Annotated in this window: 18 protein-coding genes; 10 read left to right on the top strand and 8 right to left on the bottom strand. The window is 73.7% G+C overall.

The annotated features are described in order from the left end of the window. The first annotated feature begins 53 nt into the window (after positions 1-53). Positions 54-728 carry a maleylpyruvate isomerase N-terminal domain-containing protein gene (locus tag HBO46_RS13060; protein ID WP_166140772.1) on the top strand — a complete coding sequence of 225 codons (675 nt, stop codon included), beginning with the start codon at positions 54-56 and terminating at the stop codon, positions 726-728. Here the strand turns inward: HBO46_RS13060 and HBO46_RS13055 are convergent. The 3 genes from HBO46_RS13055 to HBO46_RS13045 all read right to left on the bottom strand — a co-directional run bounded on the left by HBO46_RS13055 (position 725) and on the right by HBO46_RS13045 (position 4494). Then, the gene (locus HBO46_RS13055) at positions 725-2164 is read right to left on the bottom strand and encodes a GntP family permease (protein WP_166140771.1); all 1440 of its coding nucleotides are present in this window, start codon (positions 2162-2164) and stop codon (positions 725-727) included. The two genes, HBO46_RS13060 and HBO46_RS13055, sit on opposite strands and share 4 nt — an antisense overlap. A gap of 3 nt (positions 2165-2167) precedes the next feature. Beyond that, positions 2168-2761 carry a gluconokinase gene (locus HBO46_RS13050; RefSeq protein WP_166140770.1) on the bottom strand — a complete coding sequence of 198 codons (594 nt, stop codon included), beginning with the start codon at positions 2759-2761 and terminating at the stop codon, positions 2168-2170. 80 nt (positions 2762-2841) lie between these two features. Next, positions 2842-4494: a bifunctional 3'-5' exonuclease/DNA polymerase gene (locus tag HBO46_RS13045; protein WP_166140769.1), complete on the bottom strand. Its 1653-nt coding sequence runs from the start codon at positions 4492-4494 to the stop codon at positions 2842-2844. Positions 4495-4684: 190 nt separating this feature from the next. On the opposite strand from HBO46_RS13045, the gene HBO46_RS13040 reads away from it, so the two are divergent. Next, positions 4685-5857, top strand: a complete 1173-nt coding sequence (locus HBO46_RS13040; RefSeq protein WP_166140768.1) for an endonuclease/exonuclease/phosphatase family protein — start codon at positions 4685-4687, stop codon at positions 5855-5857. Positions 5858-5882: 25 nt separating this feature from the next. Here HBO46_RS13040 and HBO46_RS13035 read toward each other — a convergent pair whose 3' ends face one another. After that, positions 5883-6188, bottom strand: a complete 306-nt coding sequence (locus tag HBO46_RS13035; protein WP_166140767.1) for a hypothetical protein — start codon at positions 6186-6188, stop codon at positions 5883-5885. Between the two features lie 78 nt (positions 6189-6266). On the opposite strand from HBO46_RS13035, the gene HBO46_RS13030 reads away from it, so the two are divergent. From HBO46_RS13030 to HBO46_RS13020, 3 genes are all read left to right on the top strand, one after another. After that, a complete protein-coding gene (locus tag HBO46_RS13030; protein WP_166390544.1) occupies positions 6267-6935 on the top strand; it encodes an alpha/beta fold hydrolase in 669 nt (222 codons plus the stop codon). Positions 6936-7003: 68 nt separating this feature from the next. Then, positions 7004-8284, top strand: a complete 1281-nt coding sequence (locus tag HBO46_RS13025) for a CaiB/BaiF CoA transferase family protein (protein WP_166140765.1) — start codon at positions 7004-7006, stop codon at positions 8282-8284. A gap of 43 nt (positions 8285-8327) precedes the next feature. Next, positions 8328-9026, top strand: a complete 699-nt coding sequence (locus tag HBO46_RS13020) for a GAF and ANTAR domain-containing protein (RefSeq protein ID WP_166140764.1) — start codon at positions 8328-8330, stop codon at positions 9024-9026. A gap of 9 nt (positions 9027-9035) precedes the next feature. Here HBO46_RS13020 and HBO46_RS13015 read toward each other — a convergent pair whose 3' ends face one another. Beyond that, a complete protein-coding gene (locus HBO46_RS13015) occupies positions 9036-9452 on the bottom strand; it encodes an STAS domain-containing protein (protein ID WP_166140763.1) in 417 nt (138 codons plus the stop codon). A 453-nt stretch (positions 9453-9905) separates the two neighbouring features. Here HBO46_RS13015 and HBO46_RS13010 point away from each other — a divergent pair, with 453 nt between their 5' ends. Continuing rightward, positions 9906-10793 carry a helix-turn-helix domain-containing GNAT family N-acetyltransferase gene (locus HBO46_RS13010; protein WP_224769039.1) on the top strand — a complete coding sequence of 296 codons (888 nt, stop codon included), beginning with the start codon at positions 9906-9908 and terminating at the stop codon, positions 10791-10793. A 25-nt stretch (positions 10794-10818) separates the two neighbouring features. Here HBO46_RS13010 and HBO46_RS13005 read toward each other — a convergent pair whose 3' ends face one another. Together HBO46_RS13005 and HBO46_RS13000 are read right to left on the bottom strand one after the other, a co-directional pair. Further along, positions 10819-11298, bottom strand: a complete 480-nt coding sequence (locus tag HBO46_RS13005; protein ID WP_166140762.1) for a hypothetical protein — start codon at positions 11296-11298, stop codon at positions 10819-10821. A gap of 273 nt (positions 11299-11571) precedes the next feature. Then, positions 11572-12147 carry a GNAT family N-acetyltransferase gene (locus HBO46_RS13000; protein ID WP_166140761.1) on the bottom strand — a complete coding sequence of 192 codons (576 nt, stop codon included), beginning with the start codon at positions 12145-12147 and terminating at the stop codon, positions 11572-11574. Positions 12148-12331: 184 nt separating this feature from the next. Between HBO46_RS13000 and HBO46_RS12995 the strand changes: the two genes are divergently transcribed. The 4 genes from HBO46_RS12995 (at position 12332) to HBO46_RS12980 (ending at position 16872) form a co-directional block, all read left to right on the top strand. Continuing rightward, positions 12332-13105: a hydroxyethylthiazole kinase gene (locus tag HBO46_RS12995; protein WP_166140760.1), complete on the top strand. Its 774-nt coding sequence runs from the start codon at positions 12332-12334 to the stop codon at positions 13103-13105. Positions 13106-13169: 64 nt separating this feature from the next. Further along, on the top strand, positions 13170-14543 hold the full coding sequence (locus HBO46_RS12990; RefSeq protein ID WP_207950106.1) for an LLM class flavin-dependent oxidoreductase: 1374 nt from the start codon (positions 13170-13172) through the stop codon (positions 14541-14543). Then, positions 14540-16114 carry a rhodanese-like domain-containing protein gene (locus HBO46_RS12985; protein ID WP_166140759.1) on the top strand — a complete coding sequence of 525 codons (1575 nt, stop codon included), beginning with the start codon at positions 14540-14542 and terminating at the stop codon, positions 16112-16114. Before HBO46_RS12990 ends, HBO46_RS12985 begins: the two co-directional genes overlap by 4 nt. Before the next feature lie 104 nt (positions 16115-16218). Next, entirely contained in the window at positions 16219-16872 is a 654-nt protein-coding gene (locus HBO46_RS12980; protein ID WP_166140758.1) for a GntR family transcriptional regulator, read from the top strand. Positions 16873-16890: 18 nt separating this feature from the next. Here the strand turns inward: HBO46_RS12980 and HBO46_RS12975 are convergent, their stop codons facing one another. After that, positions 16891-17298, bottom strand: a complete 408-nt coding sequence (locus HBO46_RS12975) for a hypothetical protein (protein WP_166140757.1) — start codon at positions 17296-17298, stop codon at positions 16891-16893. Positions 17299-17412: the final 114 nt, after the last annotated feature.

Genomic DNA, 17412 nt, shown 5'->3' with positions numbered 1-17412 from the left:
GCCACCGGCCGCGTCGACCCCGGCGGACCCCGGGTGGGGAGCACGATGGGCGCATGACGACGACGAGCACGACCGGCAGCGGCACGTCCCGGCACCTGGTGCTGGACGCCGCGGCGCGCACCGCGGAGCTGGTCGCGGACCCGGCCGTGGCGCGGCGGTGGGAGCAGGAGTCGGTGCTTCCCGGCTATCGGGTGGGCGGCCTCGCCGCGCACCTCGCCCGCGCGATCGAGACCGTGCGGACCTACCTGGCCGCCGATCCGCCGGCACCGGGGACCGCGCTGGTGGACGCGGTCGGCTACTTCCTCGCCGCCCTCGGTGAGCACGACCCCCGCGACAGCGACTTCCACCGCGGCGTGCGCGAGCGCGGCGAGGGCCGGCTCGCCGCCGGCCACGACGCCCTGGTCGCCGACGTGCGCGACGCGGCCGGGTGGCTCGCGGGCCAGCCGCTGGAGCTCGACCGGCCGGTCAGCGTGTTCGCCGGCACCGCGATGCGGCTGGGGGACTACCTCGACACCCGGCTCGTCGAGATGCTGGTCCACGGCCACGACCTCGCCACCAGCGTCGCCCTGCCGACCCCGTCGTACGACGCGGCGGCGTGGCGCCTCGTCGCCGGCCTGCTGTCCCGCGCCACCGAGGCGCGCCAGGGCTCGCAGGGGCTGGCGCTGGCCCTCGCCCGCCCGGAGCTCGGGATCGGGGCGTTCACCGTCCCGCGGCGCCCCGGCACCTAGACCAGCAGGCTCAGCAGCATCACGAAGGCCAGGCCGACCACCGAGATCGCGGTCTCCATCACCGACCAGGACTTGATGGTCTGCCCGATGGTGAGCCCGAAGTACTCCTTGACCAGCCAGAAGCCGGCGTCGTTGACGTGGCTGAAGAAGACCGAGCCGCACCCGATCGCCAGCACCAGCAGTGCCAGCTCGGGGGAGTCGAGGGTGGTGGCCACGCCGCTGACGATGCCGCTGGCGGTGATCGTCGCGACGGTGGCGGAGCCGGTGGCCAGCCGGACCCCGACGGCGACCAGCCAGCCCAGCAGCAGCGTGGAGATGCCCGAGTCCGCGGCCCAGTCGCCGATCACGTCGCCGACACCGGCGTCGACGAGCATCGCCTTGAAGCCACCACCGGCGGCCACGATCAGCAGGATCGAGGCGATGCCCGGCAGGCCGGAGCCCAGCGAGCGTTCCACCTGGACGCGGTTCATCCCGGTGCGGAAGCCCAGGAACCACATCGAGACGAGCACCGCGGCGAGCAGGGCGACCGCCGGCGTACCGATGAAGACCAGGGTCTGGAGCACCCGGCTGTCGTCGTTGTCGATGGTGAGCTCGGCGATGGCGCGGGCCAGCATCAGCACCACCGGCAGGGTGATGCAGACGACGGCGGCCGCGAAGCCGGGGCGCCGGGTGACGCCCTCGGCGAGCGGGGTGCGGGCCTCCTCCTCGACGCCCGCGCCTGCGCCCGCCGCGGCGGGACCGGCGTCCTCGGCGCCCGTGCCGGTGCCACCGGTGGGCGCGAGCGCCAGCGTGGTGGCGTGGGTGGGGACCCACTGCTCGATGAAGTGGGCCAGCAGCGGCCCGCAGATGACCAGGGTGGGGGCGGCGACGATCAGCCCGAACAGCAGGGTGAGGCCGAGGTCCGCGTCGAGGTTGTCGATCGCGACGAGCGGGCCGGGGTGCGGCGGCACCAGCCCGTGGAGCACCGACAGCCCGGCCAGGGCGGGGATGCCCACGCGCATGATCGGGATGTCCATCTTGCGAGCGACCAGGATGACGACCGGGACCAGCAGCACCACGCCGACCTCGAAGAACAGCGGGAGCCCCAGGATCGCCGCGATCAGCGCCATCGCCCAGGGCAGCCCGGCCTTGCCGACCCGGCCGATGATGGTGTCGACGATCGTGTCGCTGCCGCCGGAGTCGCTGAGGATCTTGCCGACCATCGCTCCGAGCGCGATCAGCAGGCCGACGGCACCGACGGTGTCACCGAAGCCGGCCGTGAAGCTCTCGACGATGTCGAGGGGGGCCACGCCCGCGACGGCTCCCATCACCGCCGAGCCGAGCATGAGCGAGAGGAACGGGTGCACCTTGGCCCACACGATCAGCACCACCACGGCGGCGATGCCGAGCAGGGCGGCGATGACGAGCTGGGTGTTGCCGGCGTCGGTGAGCTCCATCGGCTACTCCGTTCTCTGGTCGGGTGGCTCCGGGTGGTCGTCGGGGAGGTCGTTGGGCAGGTGGTCGTCGGCGCGGCGGTCGGGCAGGCGCAGGGAGGCGACGGCTCGGGCCAGCACGTCGGGGACCGCCCCCTCGACCGAGACGGTGACGCCCGGCTCGTCGTCCTCGAGCGGCTCGAGCGTGGCGAACTGGCTGGGGAGCAAAGAGGGCGGCATGAAGTGGCCGTCGCGGTGGCTGAGCCGGTCGCCGATCAGGTTCTCCTGCGCGGCGAGGTGGCAGAACTCCAGCTCGGGACGGCCCTCGCGCAGCAGGTCGCGGTAGGCGCGGCGCAGGGCCGAGCAGGTGACCACCGCCGAACGGCCCTCGGCGATCTCGGCCGACATCCACTCGCCGATTGCCCGCAGCCAGGGCCAGCGGTCCTCGTCGGTCAGCGGCCGGCCCTCGTGCATCTTGGCCACGTTGGCGTCGGGGTGGAAGGCGTCGCCCTCGGCGAAGGTCCAGCCGGTGAGCGTGGAGATGCCCTTCGCGATGGTGGTCTTGCCCACTCCGGAGACGCCCATCACGACGATGTGCCTGACCCGCTGCTCGGATCCCATGTTCGGACGGTACTGACTTCGGGGGCCGGCGTCGCGCAGGCCGCAGGGGTCGGCGAGCCGTCCCGGCTCAGCCAGCCGACTCAGCCGGCCGGGTGGGCGGCGCCGGGCTTGCCCGCGTCGGCGTAGGAGCGCACCGTGGAGACGGTCAGCGGGAAGTCGACGGGCGCGTCGCGGAACAGCAGCCGGCCGGCGGTCGCGGCCGCCGCGCGGGCCTCGGCGGCGACCGCCTCGGCGAGGGCCGCGGGAGTGTGTACGACGACCTCGTCGTGCAGGAAGAGCACCAGGTGCGGGCGCGACACGAGGGGACCCGACCCGCCGAGGCGCCACAGCCGGTTGCGCAGGTCGGCGATCCAGCTCAGCGCCCACTCCGCGCCGGTGCCCTGGACGACGAAGTTGCGGGTGAAGCGGCCGTACGCGCGCCGCAGCCGGGCCTGCGCGTCGGGGTCCGGCGGCGCCTCGTCGGCGTCGAGCTCCCAGGTCTCGCCGAGCGAGGGGGAGCCGCGCCCCAGCAGCGTGCGCACGGACTCGCCTCGCTCGCCCGCGCGTGCCGCCCGCTCGACCAGCCCGAACGCCTCGGGGTAGCGCCGGGTGAGCCCGGCGACCATCCGGCCGCTCTCGCCGCTGGTGGCGCCGTACATCGCGCCCAGCAGGCCGAGCTTGGCGTCGTTGCGGCTGGCGACGGCGCCGTCGTCGACCATCCCCTGGTAGAGGTCGGTGCCGCGAGCGGAGCGGGCCAGCGCCCGGTCACCGCTCATCGCGGCCAGCACCCGCGGCTCGAGCTGGGCGACGTCGGCGACCACGAACACCCAGCCCTCGTCGGCGACGGCCGCCGGACGCACCTGCGCCGGGAACGAGAGCGCCCCGCCGCCGTTGGAGGACCAGCGGCCGGTGGCCGAGCCCGCGGGCTGGTACGACGGGCGGAACCGGCCCCCGCTGACCCACTGGTCGACCCAGGCCCAGCCGTTGGTCGAGAACAGCTGGGCGAGCTGCTTGTAGCGCAGCAGGGGCGCGATGCCGGGGTGATCGAGCGTGCGCAGCGTGGACGCCCGGATATCGCCCACCTCCAGGCCCGCACGCCGCAGGGCGGCGAGCAGCTCGGGGCGCGAGTCGGGGTTGAGCCCGGGGGCGTCGAACGCGCGCCGTACCTCCTGGACCAGCTCCTCGAGGCCCCGCGGCCGGGCGCCGCGCGGTGGCCGTGGGCCGAGCAGGTCGGTGAGCAGCCGCTCGTGCACGTCGACACGCCACGGCACACCGGCGTAGGTCATCTCGGCCGCGACCAGGGCGCCGGCCGACTCGGCCGCGAGCAGCAGGGTGAGCCGAGCGGCCTCCGCGGAGGCGGCGACCGCCGCCAGCTGACGGGCGTCCTCGAGGTCGGCGCGCAGGCACTCGGAGGCGTCGTCGACGGCGAACAGCGCCGGGACCGACGGGGCGCTGGGCCCCAGGCGATGCCACAGCGCCGACTCCTCGCCCTCCAGCAGCTCCCCGTCGACGGCGGGCGCGCGTCGCAACAGGTGGTGGGTGAGCCGCAGGTCCTGGCACCGGGCCACCCGCACCCCGGCCGCCAGCAGCGGGGGATACCAGCGGGCGGTGTCGTCCCACACCCAGCGCGGCGCGTCGGCCTCGCGGCCGGCGACGTAGGCGGCCAGGTCGGCAGCCGCGATCTCGTGGGAGGACGTCGCGTCCACCACCAGCACCCGGTCGCCGGGCAGGCGGGAGAGCGCGACCCGGGACATGGGGACAGCCTCTCAGCCGCCACCGACGCCGCGGCGGCCCGTCGGCGTACGACGTGGTGATGGGCCGCCGACGGTGGTCTGGACCGGGGTCCGGTTCCCCCCGAACGGGGATGCGCGCGGCGCCCGTGGGACGCACAGTGACCCCCACGCGCGGTCAGCGAGGACCGCCACGTCGATCGGACCCGCACCCATGAGACTCATGCACCGCCTGCTCGCCATTCCCGCCACCGCCGCGCTCGTGGTCGGCATGCTCGCCGCGGGCGGGCCCGCGACCGCCGAGCCGGGCGACCCGGGTGGTGTGGTGGTCGCGGAGCGGCCGGCTGCGGCCAAGGGCGGGCCGAAGCTCAAGGTGATGACCCAGAACCTCTACCTCGGCTCCTCGCTCGACCCGGCGCTCGAGGCCGACTCGGCCGGGGAGTTCCTCGCCGCGGCGGCACAGATCTACGGCGGTGCCGTGGCCAGCAGGTTCCCGGTCCGGGCCGCCGCGATCGCCAAGACCGTCGCCCGCACCAGCCCGCACCTCATCGGCCTGCAGGAGGTCACCCGCTGGACCACGCTCCCGATCGCCGCGGGCGCGAAGCCGCCGTCGTACGACTTCCTGCGGATCCTGCAGAAGGCGCTGCGCAAGGAGGGGCTGTCGTACCGCGTCGCCGGGGTCGTCAACAACGCGACCATCGGCCCGGTGCCGCTGGTGGCGCCGCAGTTCGGCTGCGTCAACGTCGCCTCGACCAGCAGCTTCGACTGCGCGGTGACGCTGCAGGACCGCGACGTGATCCTGGTCCGCGACGGGATCCGCGGCCTCGAGCTCGGCAAGCCCGTGACCGGCCGCTACGCGGACCAGCAGTCCTTCCCGGTGCCGGGCACCGACGGCCTCACCCTCGACTTCGGGCGCGGCTGGGTGTACGTCGACGGCACGCTGCGCGGCTCGCGCTTCCGCTTCCTCAACACCCACCTCGAGATCGGCCGCTTCGGGGCCGTGCAGGAGGCGCAGGCCGCCGAGTTCCTCGCCGGTCCGGCCAAGGCCGGCCGCCCGGTGATCGCGACCGGCGACTTCAACTCGCCCGCCGACCCGCGGGTCTCGACGACCAGCACGTACGCCGACCTGACCCGTCGCTGGTTCGACGACGCGTGGGCCGTCCGCGGCAGCGCGCCCGGCTTCACCTGCTGCCAGAGCGACGCGCTGGACAACCCGACGAAGAGCCTGCGCACCCGGATCGACCTGATCCTCACCCGCGGCCTGGCGAAGCCCCGCTTCGCCCGGATCGTCGGCGCCACGCCGATCGCGGAGACCGCGCCCCGATGGGCCTCCGACCACGCCGGTGTGGTCGCCGGTCTGCAGCTGAAGGCACGCAAGCGCCGCTGAGCTCCGCGACCGACCCCCGCCCGCATCACGGGCGGGGGTCGGTCCGCGTCCAGACCTTCTCGTCGCGCCGGTGACCGGTGCCGGCCAGGCACCTGTGGCACACCGAGGTCACCCGGTCGGCGTCGCGCCCGGTCGCGGGCTGCACGTCGAGCCAGTCGATGTGGGAGAACCGGCCCAGGCGCGCCTTCTTGATCGGCACGCCGCAGACGGTCTGGTTGGTGCCGGGCAGCCAGGCGTGCACCTCGCCGGCGGGGGAGCGGAAGCCGTCCGGGTCGGTCCAGGAGTCGGTGGCGGCGACCGCGGCGCGGGTGGGTCTGGTGGATCGGGCCATGCGCGTCGGTACCCCGCGCGGCCGGCTCTCGGCACCCAGAGACACCGGGGCCTTCGGGTGGCCCGGCACACTGGCGCCGTGGGTGCTTCCTCGGTGGTCGCGGTACCAGGACTCGGGCTCGGCGTCGAGGCATGGCGCCCGGTGCTCTGCCGGTGGGGCCTGGGGGAGGAGTCGGTGCGGCTGCTGCCCGGGTACGGCCTTCCGGTGGAGCCCTCGGGTGCTCGGTCCCCGGCCGAGCTGGGTCGCGAGCTGGGCGACGCTCTCGTGGGACCGACGACCCTGCTGGGCCACTCCGCGAGCTGTCAGGTGGTCGCGCACGCCGCCCGGCTGCGTCCCGACCTGGTGCGCCGCCTGGTGCTGGTGGGCCCGGCCACCGACCCGCGCGCCCGCTCCTGGCCCGGTCTCGCCGCACTGTGGCTGCGGACGGCGGTCCACGAGGACCCGCGCCAGGTGCCGGCGCTGGTGCGCCAGTACCGGCGTACGACGCTGCGCTCGATGCTCGCCACCATGGACGTCGCCCGCCGCGACGACCTCGCCGCCACCCTGACCCAGGTCGGCTGCCCGGTCGACCTCGTGCGCGGCGCCCACGACCGCATCGCGCGGCGCGACTGGCTGTGGTCGCTGGCGGAGGCCGGCGCCGCCACGGCTGCCGAGCGGCGGGTGGTCGAGCTCGGCGCCGGCGCCCACATGGTGCCGCTGACCCACCCCGACCTGCTGGTCCGCGCCCTCGCGCAGGCGCCGGGGTGATCTCCCCGGGCCAGACCACCTCCCGGGCGGGCAGGGCTCCCGGCGGCCGGTGCCGAGATCATGGACCCATGACCGACAGCGCGAGCGAGGACACCACCGCATCGACCCCGGACGCGCAGGCGCTCCCGCTCGCCGGGGTCCGGGTGGTCGAGCTCGGCAACTACATCGCCGCGCCGACGGCCGGCCGGCTGCTGGCCGACTTCGGCGCCGAGGTGATCAAGGTCGAGCGGCCCCGCACGGGCGATGAGCTGCGCAACTGGCGGCTCTACGCCGGCGACACCTCGATGCTCTACCGCACCATCAACCGAGGGAAGCGCTCGATCGAGGTCGACCTCCGCTCCGCGGAGGGCCGCGACCTCGTGCTCGACCTGGTCGAGGTCTCCGACGTCCTGATCGAGAACTTCCGGCCCGGCACCCTCGACAAGTGGGGCCTGGGCGCCGACGCGCTCGCCGCGCGCAACCCCGAGCTCGTCGTCTCCAGGATCTCCGCCTTCGGCCAGACCGGCCCGATGTCGCAGCGTCCGGGGTTCGCCGCGGTCGCGGAGGCGTACGGCGGCCTGCGCGAGCTGGTCGGCGAGAGCGACCGGCCGCCGTCGCGGGTGGGGGTCTCGATCGGTGACTCCATCGCCGGGCTGTACGCCGCGTTCGGCATCGTGATGTCGCTCTTCGACCGCGGCAACCGGCGCGGGCGCGGGGACCGGCCCTGGTCGCCCACCGAGCGCCACGTCGACGTCGCGCTGCACGAGGCGGTCTTCTCGATGATGGAGTCGCTGCTGCCCGACTACTCCGCGCACGGCGTGCTGCGGGCCCGCGCCGGCGGCCGGATGGAGGGCATCGCGCCCTCGAACGCCTACACCTGCGCCGGCGGGGAGACGGTCGTCGTCGCCGGCAACGGGGACTCCATCTACGGGCGCTTCATGCACGCCATCGAGCGTCCCGACCTCGCCACCCGCCCCGACCTCGCGACGAACGCCGGCCGGTGGGCGGCGCGCGAGGAGATCGACGACGCCGTCAACGCCTGGACCGGCGCCCGCAGCCGCGCCGAGGTGCTGGACGTCCTCGACGCCGCGGGCGTGCCGGCCGGACCGATCTACACGGCCGAGGACATCGCCACCGACGAGCAGTACGTCGCCCGTGACATGGTCCAGCACCTGCCCGTCGACGTCGGCGGCACCACCGTGGAGGTCGCCTTCCCCGGGATCGTCCCCCTCCTGGGGGAGCGTTCGGTGCCCGTCAGCGGTCCCGGTCCGGACCTCGGCGCCGACACCCACACGGTCGTCGTCGACCTGCTCGGCCGCAGCAGCTGTCCCTGCCGGACGTGCGCGTCGGCAGGGTCCGCGGTGGGCTGAACCTCGGTTCCCAAGCGCCCGCCGCGCCGGTAGCGTCGCACGTATGGCCTCCGACGAGATCAGCGCCCGCATGGCAGAGATCGCCCGGGAGGTGCAGTCCGGGGACGACGTCGGGCAGGTCGGGGACCGCATCTGCCGGGCGGCGGTGGAGCTGCTCGGTCCGCACACGGAGTCGGGCATCTCGATCGCCCAGCGCGGGCGCCGGGTGGACAATATCGGCGCGACCTCGGTGGCCGCCCAGCGTGGCGACGAGCTCCAGGTCGAGCTCCGGGAGGGACCGTGCCTGGACGCGGCCTGGGAGCACGAGCAGGTCGTCGCCAGTGACCTGGCGCGTGAGGACCGCTGGCCGCAGTGGGGCCCGCGCATGGTGGCGGACTACGGCATCAAAAGCATGCTCTGCACGCAGTTGTTCACCAACGACCGGCAGCTCGGGGCCCTGAACATCTACTCGACCGAGCGCGACGCGTTCGACGACGAGGCGCAGGAGATGGCCCGCGTCCTGGCCGTGCACGCGGCGATGGCGGTGGCGTCCGCGCAACAGATCGACGGGCTGCGACTGGCCAACGACCGGCGTACCGCGATCGGGAAGGCGCTCGGGATCATCATGGTGAAGTACGACCTCCAAGACGACCTTGCCTTCGCCGTGCTGCAACGGCTGTCCTCGCACGAGAACCGCAAGCTGTCCGACATCGCCCAGGACGTGGTCGCGGCACGCGGGCTGCCGGGCCAGCCGCAGACGTAGGTCCTTCGATCAGGCCCGCGCCCAGCCGGCCCCGGCGCGGGCGGTGGCCCGGGGTCTGCTCGCGCGCTGCAGGCGGCCGTCCATGGCACCGTGACCCCGCGCCGTCACGAGGACCGGAGACACTCCGGTGGGCAGCATCTCGCCGTAGTCGGCGAGCCGACAGATCAGCTCGTAGTAGGCCGATGCCCGGATCACCCGCAGCGAGCCGCCGTCGGCTCTCAGACGCCTACGGAAACGGTCGAGCTGGTGGAGACACGACGCCTCGATGAACTTGACATCGTCGGCGTCGACCCAGACCCGGGGGCCGTACGAACGGGCCTCGAGGAGCCGGTGGAGGAGAAGCGGCCGGGAGGCAAGATCGAACTCACCGCGCAGCCTGAGAAGTGTGTGAGTCGGACGGCGTCGCAACGTGATGGAGACGTCCATCGTGATCCTCCCGGGAGATTCCCGCGAAGGCACCCGGTCGCTCGAGAACCTTGTCACGAGTACCCATTTCGGCCGGAATCAATCTCGCTGACGGGGTACAGGTTGGGTCCCCCGAGCACCCTGCCACCGACGAGGTGCAGGCGGTCGCAGAGGTGTCCGCGCACGCCGCAGACCTCTCGGGAATCAGTCGAAGCGGCAGTTCGCGCTTCTTGACACGACATCGCGTCGAGAGGAGTGCCTCTACGTGCATAAACCGCTCGTGGGGGTACCCAGCGCGAACGGACGGTTCTGGGTGCACCTGGCGGCCGCCCGAGGTCCACCGGTTCGAGCCCACGGCCTGGTGGACCGCTCCAGGGTTTCCACGGACTCCACCCGCAACCTCACCGACGACGACCTCCTCGACGGCGGGTCGATGGGCGCAGCATCGATTGCGGTCGATGTAATCTCGGTGCCGTGGACTCCGTCCCCGAGACCGCTCGCACCCCCGACCGTCTGGCCCCAGGAGGAGTCCTCGCGACCGTGACCGGCGCCGCGGCCGAGGCGTACGCCGTGTGGTTCGCCGCGCTCGCCGACCCGATCCGGGTTCGCCTGCTGCTCACCGTCTCCACCGCCCGCGGGGCCGTGCCGCTCGGCGAGCTGGAGGGCTCGCTGGGCATCACCCGCTCCGCCTGCGCCGAGCACGTCCGCACGCTCGCGGAGGCTGGGCTCGTGGTGGTCGAGGAGGGTCACGGCTCCGCGACCGTCACCGCGAACCCTGCTGGCTGCACCGGCCTCCCGCACCCCGCCGACCTGGTGCTGGGCACGCCCGTCCTCCCCGCACGCGGCCTCGGCGACCCGCCCGCCGACGTCCGCACCCGCGCCATGACCGACGCCGACCTCCCGGTCGTGCGCGAGATCTACGCCGAGGGCATCGCGACCCGCCAGGCCACCTTCGAGACCGAGGCCCCCGACCTGGCCACCCTCGCGACCAAGTGGCTGTCCGAGCACCGTTGGGTGGCCGAGGCCCCGGTCGACGGCGTACGGCGCGTCGTGGGCTGGACGGCGGTCAGCCCGGCCTCGTCGCGGTCCTGCTACGCCGGGGTCGGGGAGAGCAGCGTCTACGTCGCCGAGGTCGCCCGCGGGCGCGGCGTGGGCAGGGCCCTGCTGCGCCGCCAGGTCGCCGAGGCCGACGCCGGTGGTCTGTGGACCCTGCAGACGGTGATCTTCCCCGAGAACCGCGCCTCGCTCGCGCTGCACCACGCCGCCGGCTACCGCACCCTCGCCGTACGCTCCCGCGCCGCGCAGCTCGACGGCGTCTGGCGCGACACCGTCCTCCTCGAGCGCCGTCGCGCGGCGGACTGACCCCCCGGGGCTGCCCGGCCGGACCTCAGAGGCAGGTCTCGAAGTTCGGGGGCGCGCACCCTCCGGCGGGGATCGGACGGGAGAAGTAGGCGCGTGAGTACACCTGCGACGGGATCCCGCGGATGAGGGTGCCCGTGGTGTGGCGGAAGGTCAGGGTCAGCCGGTCGTCGCGGATGCGCCAGCGATAGGAGTCGTCGAGGAGGAAGTGGGTGTCGTGCATGGTCAGGACCGCGCCCTCGACGCGGGCCGTGCCCCACCACCCCACCGTCCACTCGCCGTCGGCCTCGCGCCAGGCGATCTCGAACGTGGATTCGCCGTAGGTGAGCGCCATGACGACGCGGGTGGCCAGCCCTTCGGATGCGAAGAACCGATCGGCCCACCGGCCGAACCCGGCCGTGGCCAGGTCCGCGCGGATCTGCTCCCGGCCGAGCCGGATGAGCCATGTGCGCTGGAGCTCACTCGGCACGGCCTCCTCGGCCGCCGAGGGGGACGGGGGCTCGCTCACGACGGGGTCACCGGAGGCAGAGGCCGGGGGAGGGCGGGTGGCCCCTGGCGACGCGGGGTCCGGGTCGCCGCTGCAACCGATCAAGGTCACGGCGACGATCAGGGCGGCTGCCGCGGTACGTCGCATGCTCACCACTCCACACGGTGCTGGATGCGGTCGGGGAACCTCGACAGCGGCCGGGGTGACCGGAGCCGACTACCTCGTAGTGCAGCACCACGGGCGCTCGTTGTCGTCCGCCATCGTGGTGATCGACGGGACCCGCGAGGTCGGCGCTCAGTGCAGGTCGCGCCGCATGACCAGGCGCGGCATCCCGCCGGCCACGGCGTCGGTGGCGCCCACGACCCGGAAGCCGGCGCGCTCGAACATCGGCCGGGTGCCCACGAACGCCATCGTCTGGTCCATCCGGCCCGGCGGGTCCACCGGGTGCGCCTCCACGGCCGGCGCGCCGTGCGAGGCGGCGTAGCCGACCGCGCCCTCGAGCAGCTGCGCGGTCACGCCCTGACGCCGGTGGCCCGCGCGGACCACCACGCACACGATGCTCCACACGGCGACGTCGTCGACGGGACGGATGAGGCGGGAGCCGGTCAACCGGGTGATCTCGGCGCGTGGGCCGATGTTGCACCAGCCCACGGGCTCGCCGTCGCGGTAGGCCACGACGCCCGGCGGGTGCTCGCGCTCGCACAGCGCCCGCATGGCCCGTTCCCGGCTCCCACCGCCCAGCTCCTCGATCTCCCGGGCGCGCAGCCGGTGGGACAGGCACCAGCAGTGCGTGGCCCGTCGGTTGCGGTTGACGACGTCGGCGAAGTCCTCGAAGCGATCCGGTGTCAGCGGATGCGTCTCCCAGGCCATGGGGCCACTCCAGCACGGCCTGCCGCGGATGTCGACGGTGCTGGCGCGAGGCGGGGGCACCCCGCCTGCCGACCGACTGTGCACTGTTGCATACAGTTGCATGTAGCAGGAAGCAGGGCAGCGTCGTGGTACTTCTCCTCGAGGCTCCACGCCCCACCGGGCATCCACCGAGGAGCGAAGCGACATGGACACCAAGGTCTGGGCGGACGCGAGCGTGCGCGCCGACGTGCACGCCGTCCGCGAGCAGGCCCCGTTCGTCTACGGCCTCACCAACTTCGTGGCCGCCGGGCTGAGCGCCAACGTGCTGCTCGCCCTCGGCGCCGGCCCCGCCTTCGGTGCCGCGCCCGGGTGGACCAGCGCGTTCCCCGCGGGCGCCGGCGCGATGTTCATCAACGGGGCGTCCCTGATGTCCTCGGCCACGCCGGAGGACCTCACCGATGCTGCCGCGAGCGCCGCTGCGGCCGGCACCCCGTGGGTGCTCGACCCAGTGGCCGTGGGCGCCGGGGCGCCGGCGTACGACGAGGTGATGGCCTCGCTGCTGGCCTTCGGGCCCGCCATCGTCCGCGGCAACGCCAGCGAGGTCGCGGCGCTCGCGGGCCGGGTCGGCGGTGCCTCCGGGGTGGACTCCACGCTCGCCTCCAGCGCGGTGCTCGACGTGATCGCCGAGCTCGCGGTCCGTCTCGGCGCGGTGGTCGCGGTCTCGGGGGAGACCGACTACATCTCCGACGGCACCCGCACCGTCGCCGTTCCCGGCGGCTCGCCCCTGATGCCGCGCCTCACCGGCACCGGCTGCAGCCTGGGTGCCGCCTGCGCCGCCTTCCTCGCGGTGACCGACCCGTTCGACGCCGCGGTCGCCGCGCACGTCGCCTATGCCGAGGCCGGGGCCCGCGCGGGCGCTCGCTCCGCGGGGACCGGCTCGTTCGCGGTCAACTTCCTCGACGAGCTCTCGACGCTCTGACCCCTTCGCCGGATGACCGGCGTCCCCACCTGCCAGTCCCGACCTCACCCTGAGGAGATCCACCGTGTCCACCAAGAAGTCCATGCACCTGGCCGCGTTCATGAACGCCGGCCCGCAGGGCACCGTCGGCTGGCGCCACCCCGAGGCCGGCGACGGGTTCCTGAGCGCCGAGCACTACATCCACATCGCCAAGGTCCTCGAGGCCGCCTGCTTCGACCTCGCCTTCGTCCCGGACGCCCTCGCGGTCCCGCGCAGCCTCGGCGGCTCCTTCGAGCCGGCGATCCGCTACGGGTCGGGCAGCCCGCGGCTGGACCCGATGACGGTCCTCTCCATCATGAGCGCGGTCACCACCGACCTGGGCGTGGCCGGCACGATCTCGACCGGCTACAACGAGCCCTACAACGTGGCCCGCCAGCTGGGGACCCTCGACCACCTGAGCGGCGGTCGCGCGGGCTGGAACATCGTCACCAGCTTCCAGGACGCCGAGGCGCAGAACTTCAACCAGGACAAGCTCCCCGAGCGCGCGGAGCGCTACGCCCGCGCCGAGGAGCACCTCGAGGTGACCACCCGGCTGTGGGACTCCTGGTCCGACGACGCCCTCGTGCGCGACAAGGAGAGTGGGGTGTTCGGACGCCCCGAGGAGGTCGAGGCGATCGACCACGTGGGGACCTACTTCCAGGTCCAGGGCCCGCTCGGCGTACCGCGCACCCCGCAGGGCTACCCGGTGCTGATCCAGGCCGGCGCCTCGCCCGCCGGCCGCGACTTCGCCTCCCGCTGGGCCGACGTCGTCTTCTGCAGCCACGAGTCGCTGGAGTCGGGCATCGCCTTCTACCAGGACATGAAGAAGCGCGCCGCCGACCACGGCCGCGACCCCGACCAGCTGCTGATCCTGCCGGCGGCCACCACCGTCGTCGGCACCGACGTCCGCGACGCGATGGCCAAGCACGAGGCGTTCTTCGACCTCGTCGACCACATGGCCGGGCTCTCGCGGCTGGCGTACCACGTCAACGTCGACCTCACGAAGTACGACCTCGACGGACCGCTGCCGTCGCTCGAGGTGGTCGGGGTCGAGGGGCACTACCGCGAAGTCGTGGAGTTCGCCGAGCGCGAGAAGCTCAGCATCCGCGAGATCGGTCGCTGGTACGGCGCGCGCACCGAGGGCAACATGATCGGCTCGGCTGCCGACATCGCCGACACCATGGAGCTGTGGATGGACAGCGGCGCGGCTGACGGCTTCATGATCCAGGCCACCCACGTGCCGGCGGCGTTCGAGGACTTCGCGGCCGAGGTCGTGCCCGAGCTCCAGCGTCGCGGCCTGTTCCGCACCTCCTACGAGGGCGCCACCCTGCGCGAGAACCTCGGCCTGCGTCGTCCCGAGCGGGGCGAGTGGCGCAACCGGGCCGCCTCCGCCCTGGCCGAGCGCCGAGCCGCCGAATGACCTCCCCGGCCGCCCCCGGGTCGCCGCTGGTCTCCGCCGGCTGGCTGCTCGAGCACATAGGTGAGGCCGGCCTGGTGGTGCTCGACGCGAGCATCACCCGCGGCGAGGACGAGGACGGACGGACCGTCTTCAGCGACGGCGAGGCGACGTACCTGGCCGGGCACGTCACGGGCGCGGTCTTCGCCGACCTGTTCTCGGTGTGGTCCGACCCCGACGGCGAGTACGGCTTCACCCGGCCGACGCCCGTGCAGGTCGAGGCGGCCGCCCGGGCCGCTGGGATCGGTCCGGACTCGACAGTGGTCGTCTACGACCAGCTGAGCGGGGCCTACGCCGCGCGGGTGTGGCTGGTGCTGCGCTCCTACGGGTTCGCGGACGTGCGGCTGCTCGACGGCGGGTACGCCGCGTGGCGCGCCGCGGGCGGTGCGGTCGAGACCGGCCCGGGGCCACGGGTCGTCCCCGGGGCGGGGTTCACCGCGGTCGACGCCGGAGTCTTCGCCGACCTCGACGAGGTCCGTGAGGTGGCGCTGGGTCCCGGTAGCGGCGTCCGGTTGGTCTGTGCCCTGCGGCGACCGGAGTTCCTCGGTGACGAGGCCCGCGAGCGGTCCGGACACATCCCGGGCAGCGTCAACCTGCCCTACCCCGACGTGCTGGACGAGGACGGGACGGTCTCCCCGGACCGGACCCGCGCGCTCGCGACCGGGCTCGGCATCGGCGCAGGCACGCCCGTGGTGGCGTACTGCGGCGGCGGCGTGAACGCCGCGGGCCTCGCCCTGGCCTTCGTCGAGGCGGGCCTGCCGCTGCCACGGGTCTACGACGCCTCGCTCAACGAGTGGCGCGCCCGCACCGAGCTGCCGATGGAGGTCGGCGAGGGGTCCGGCACGAGCCGGGAGGCCCTGGTCGTCTTCGACATCGACGGCACCCTGCTGCACTCCGACGGCCAGCACAACGCCATCATCACCGCGGTGCTGGCGAGCCACGGGCTGGACGCCACGATCAAGGCGTTCGGGACCTACACCCACTACACCGACTCCTGCGTGATCAACGAGGTCCACGAGGCGACCTTCGGGGCCCCGGCGAGTGCCGAGCTCCTGGCGCAGCTGGACCGCGAGTACCGCGAGGCGCTCGAGGCCCACGTGGCCGAGCACCCCATCGTCGAGGTGCCCGGCGCCCGACGCGTCGTCGAGGAGCTCGCCGCGCTGCCCGGCGTACACACCGCCTTCGCGACCGGGTCGCTGCGGGGCATGGCCGAGCTGAAGCTCGGGCTCGTCGGCGTCGATGCCGCCGAGGTCGTGCTGTCCACGGCCAGCGAGTCCTACAGCCGCGACGCCATCGTGCGGGCGGCGATCGCCGGCGTCGTGGAACGGGTCGGGCACGACCGGCTGGACCTGGTCATCCTGGGGGACGGCGCCTGGGACGAGAGGACCGCCGCACAGCTCGGCATTCCCTTCGTCGGGCTCGCCACGGGCAGCCACACGTTCGGCGCGCAGGCGGTCCGGGTCCTCGACGACTACACGGGCCTGACCGGGACCGACCTGGTCCGGCTGGCCCGGCCCTGGCCGTCGGACCTGTGATCGAGCAGACACCATGTGGCCTGGGTCGCGGGCTCTGAGAGACTTCCCGCCGATGCCGGCGGACCCGTCGGCAGACCTGCCGGTGGTGGGGGAGAGGAGGAGACGTGGCCAGTGCGCGTGACACCGTGTACGCCGCCCTGCGGGCGCGGCTCCTGGACGGTCACTACGCCCGCGACGTCTCGCTGATCCCGCAGGCGCTGAGCGAGGAGTTCCAGGTCTCGCGGACCCCGGTCCGGGAGGCCCTCGGCCTGCTGGAGCGCGACGGGCTTCTGGTCTCGACCTCGCGCGGGTTCGTGCTGCGGCAGCGCTCCGACGAGGAGATGCTGGAGATCTTCGAGGTCCGCGGGATCCTGGAGTCCAGCGCGGCGTACGCAGCGGCGACCCGCAGCAGCCCGATGGACCTGGCTCGGCTGCAGGAGCTCGCCGACCGCGCCCGCCGCGAGCCCGACCCCGCGGCCCAGCGTCGGCTCTTCAACCTCTTCCACGACTGCGTCCGCGACGCCGCCCACAACACGACGATCTCCACGCTGGTGAACACCCTCAGCGCCCAGATCAAGCTGGCGGCACCCTGGAAGACCGACGAGTCCGACGAGGGCCTCACGCGGTCGATGCGGGAGCACGACGCCATCCTGGCCGCGATCGTGGCCGGCGACGGCGAGCAGGCGCGCGCGCACATGCTCGAGCACCTCGCGCACGACCGGGACAACCGGATCAGCCAGCTCGTCGCGAAGATCGCCGAGCAGCCCGAGCAGGGCTGAGCCGCGTCCCGCAGGCGATCAGCAGGTGTCGTCCAGCGCGTCGTCGAGGTCGTCCACGGCCCGGTCGAGCGCCTCGGCCGCCGTCCCCACCTCCGCCCTCGCCGCGGCTGTCGGCGACGTGCCCGCGGCGTCGAGGCTGCTGGTGAGGTTCTCGAGCGCCTGCTCGACGGCGTCGATCTGGGTGGAGTAGTCCTCCGAGGCCTCGGCGCGGATCTCCTCAAGGTCGGTGCGCACGTCCCCGGTCTCCGCCTCGAGACGCGCCAGGACGTCCTGATCGATGTCGACGTCGTCGACGTCGATCATCGCGGCGTCCAGCGAGTCCAGGGTCGCGCAGAGGTCGGAGGAGTCGTCGTCGCTGCACGCGGTCGGCGCCGTCAGCAGGAGCGTCGCCACGCAGACGAGCCCGAGCAGTCGTCTGGGTGTCATGCCACCAGAGTCCTCGCCGGGGCGCCCGCGGCCCTCACCCAGACGGTGTGATTCGCGGACCTGGCTCAGGCACGAGTGCGCCCCTGTCCCCGGACGGAGACAGGGGCTCTCGGC

The organism is Nocardioides ochotonae (assembly GCF_011420305.2).
Lineage (GTDB): Bacteria > Actinomycetota > Actinomycetes > Propionibacteriales > Nocardioidaceae > Nocardioides > Nocardioides ochotonae.
Note: the sequence above shows the minus strand (reverse complement) of the source record. Positions and strands in the feature narration are given on the sequence as shown.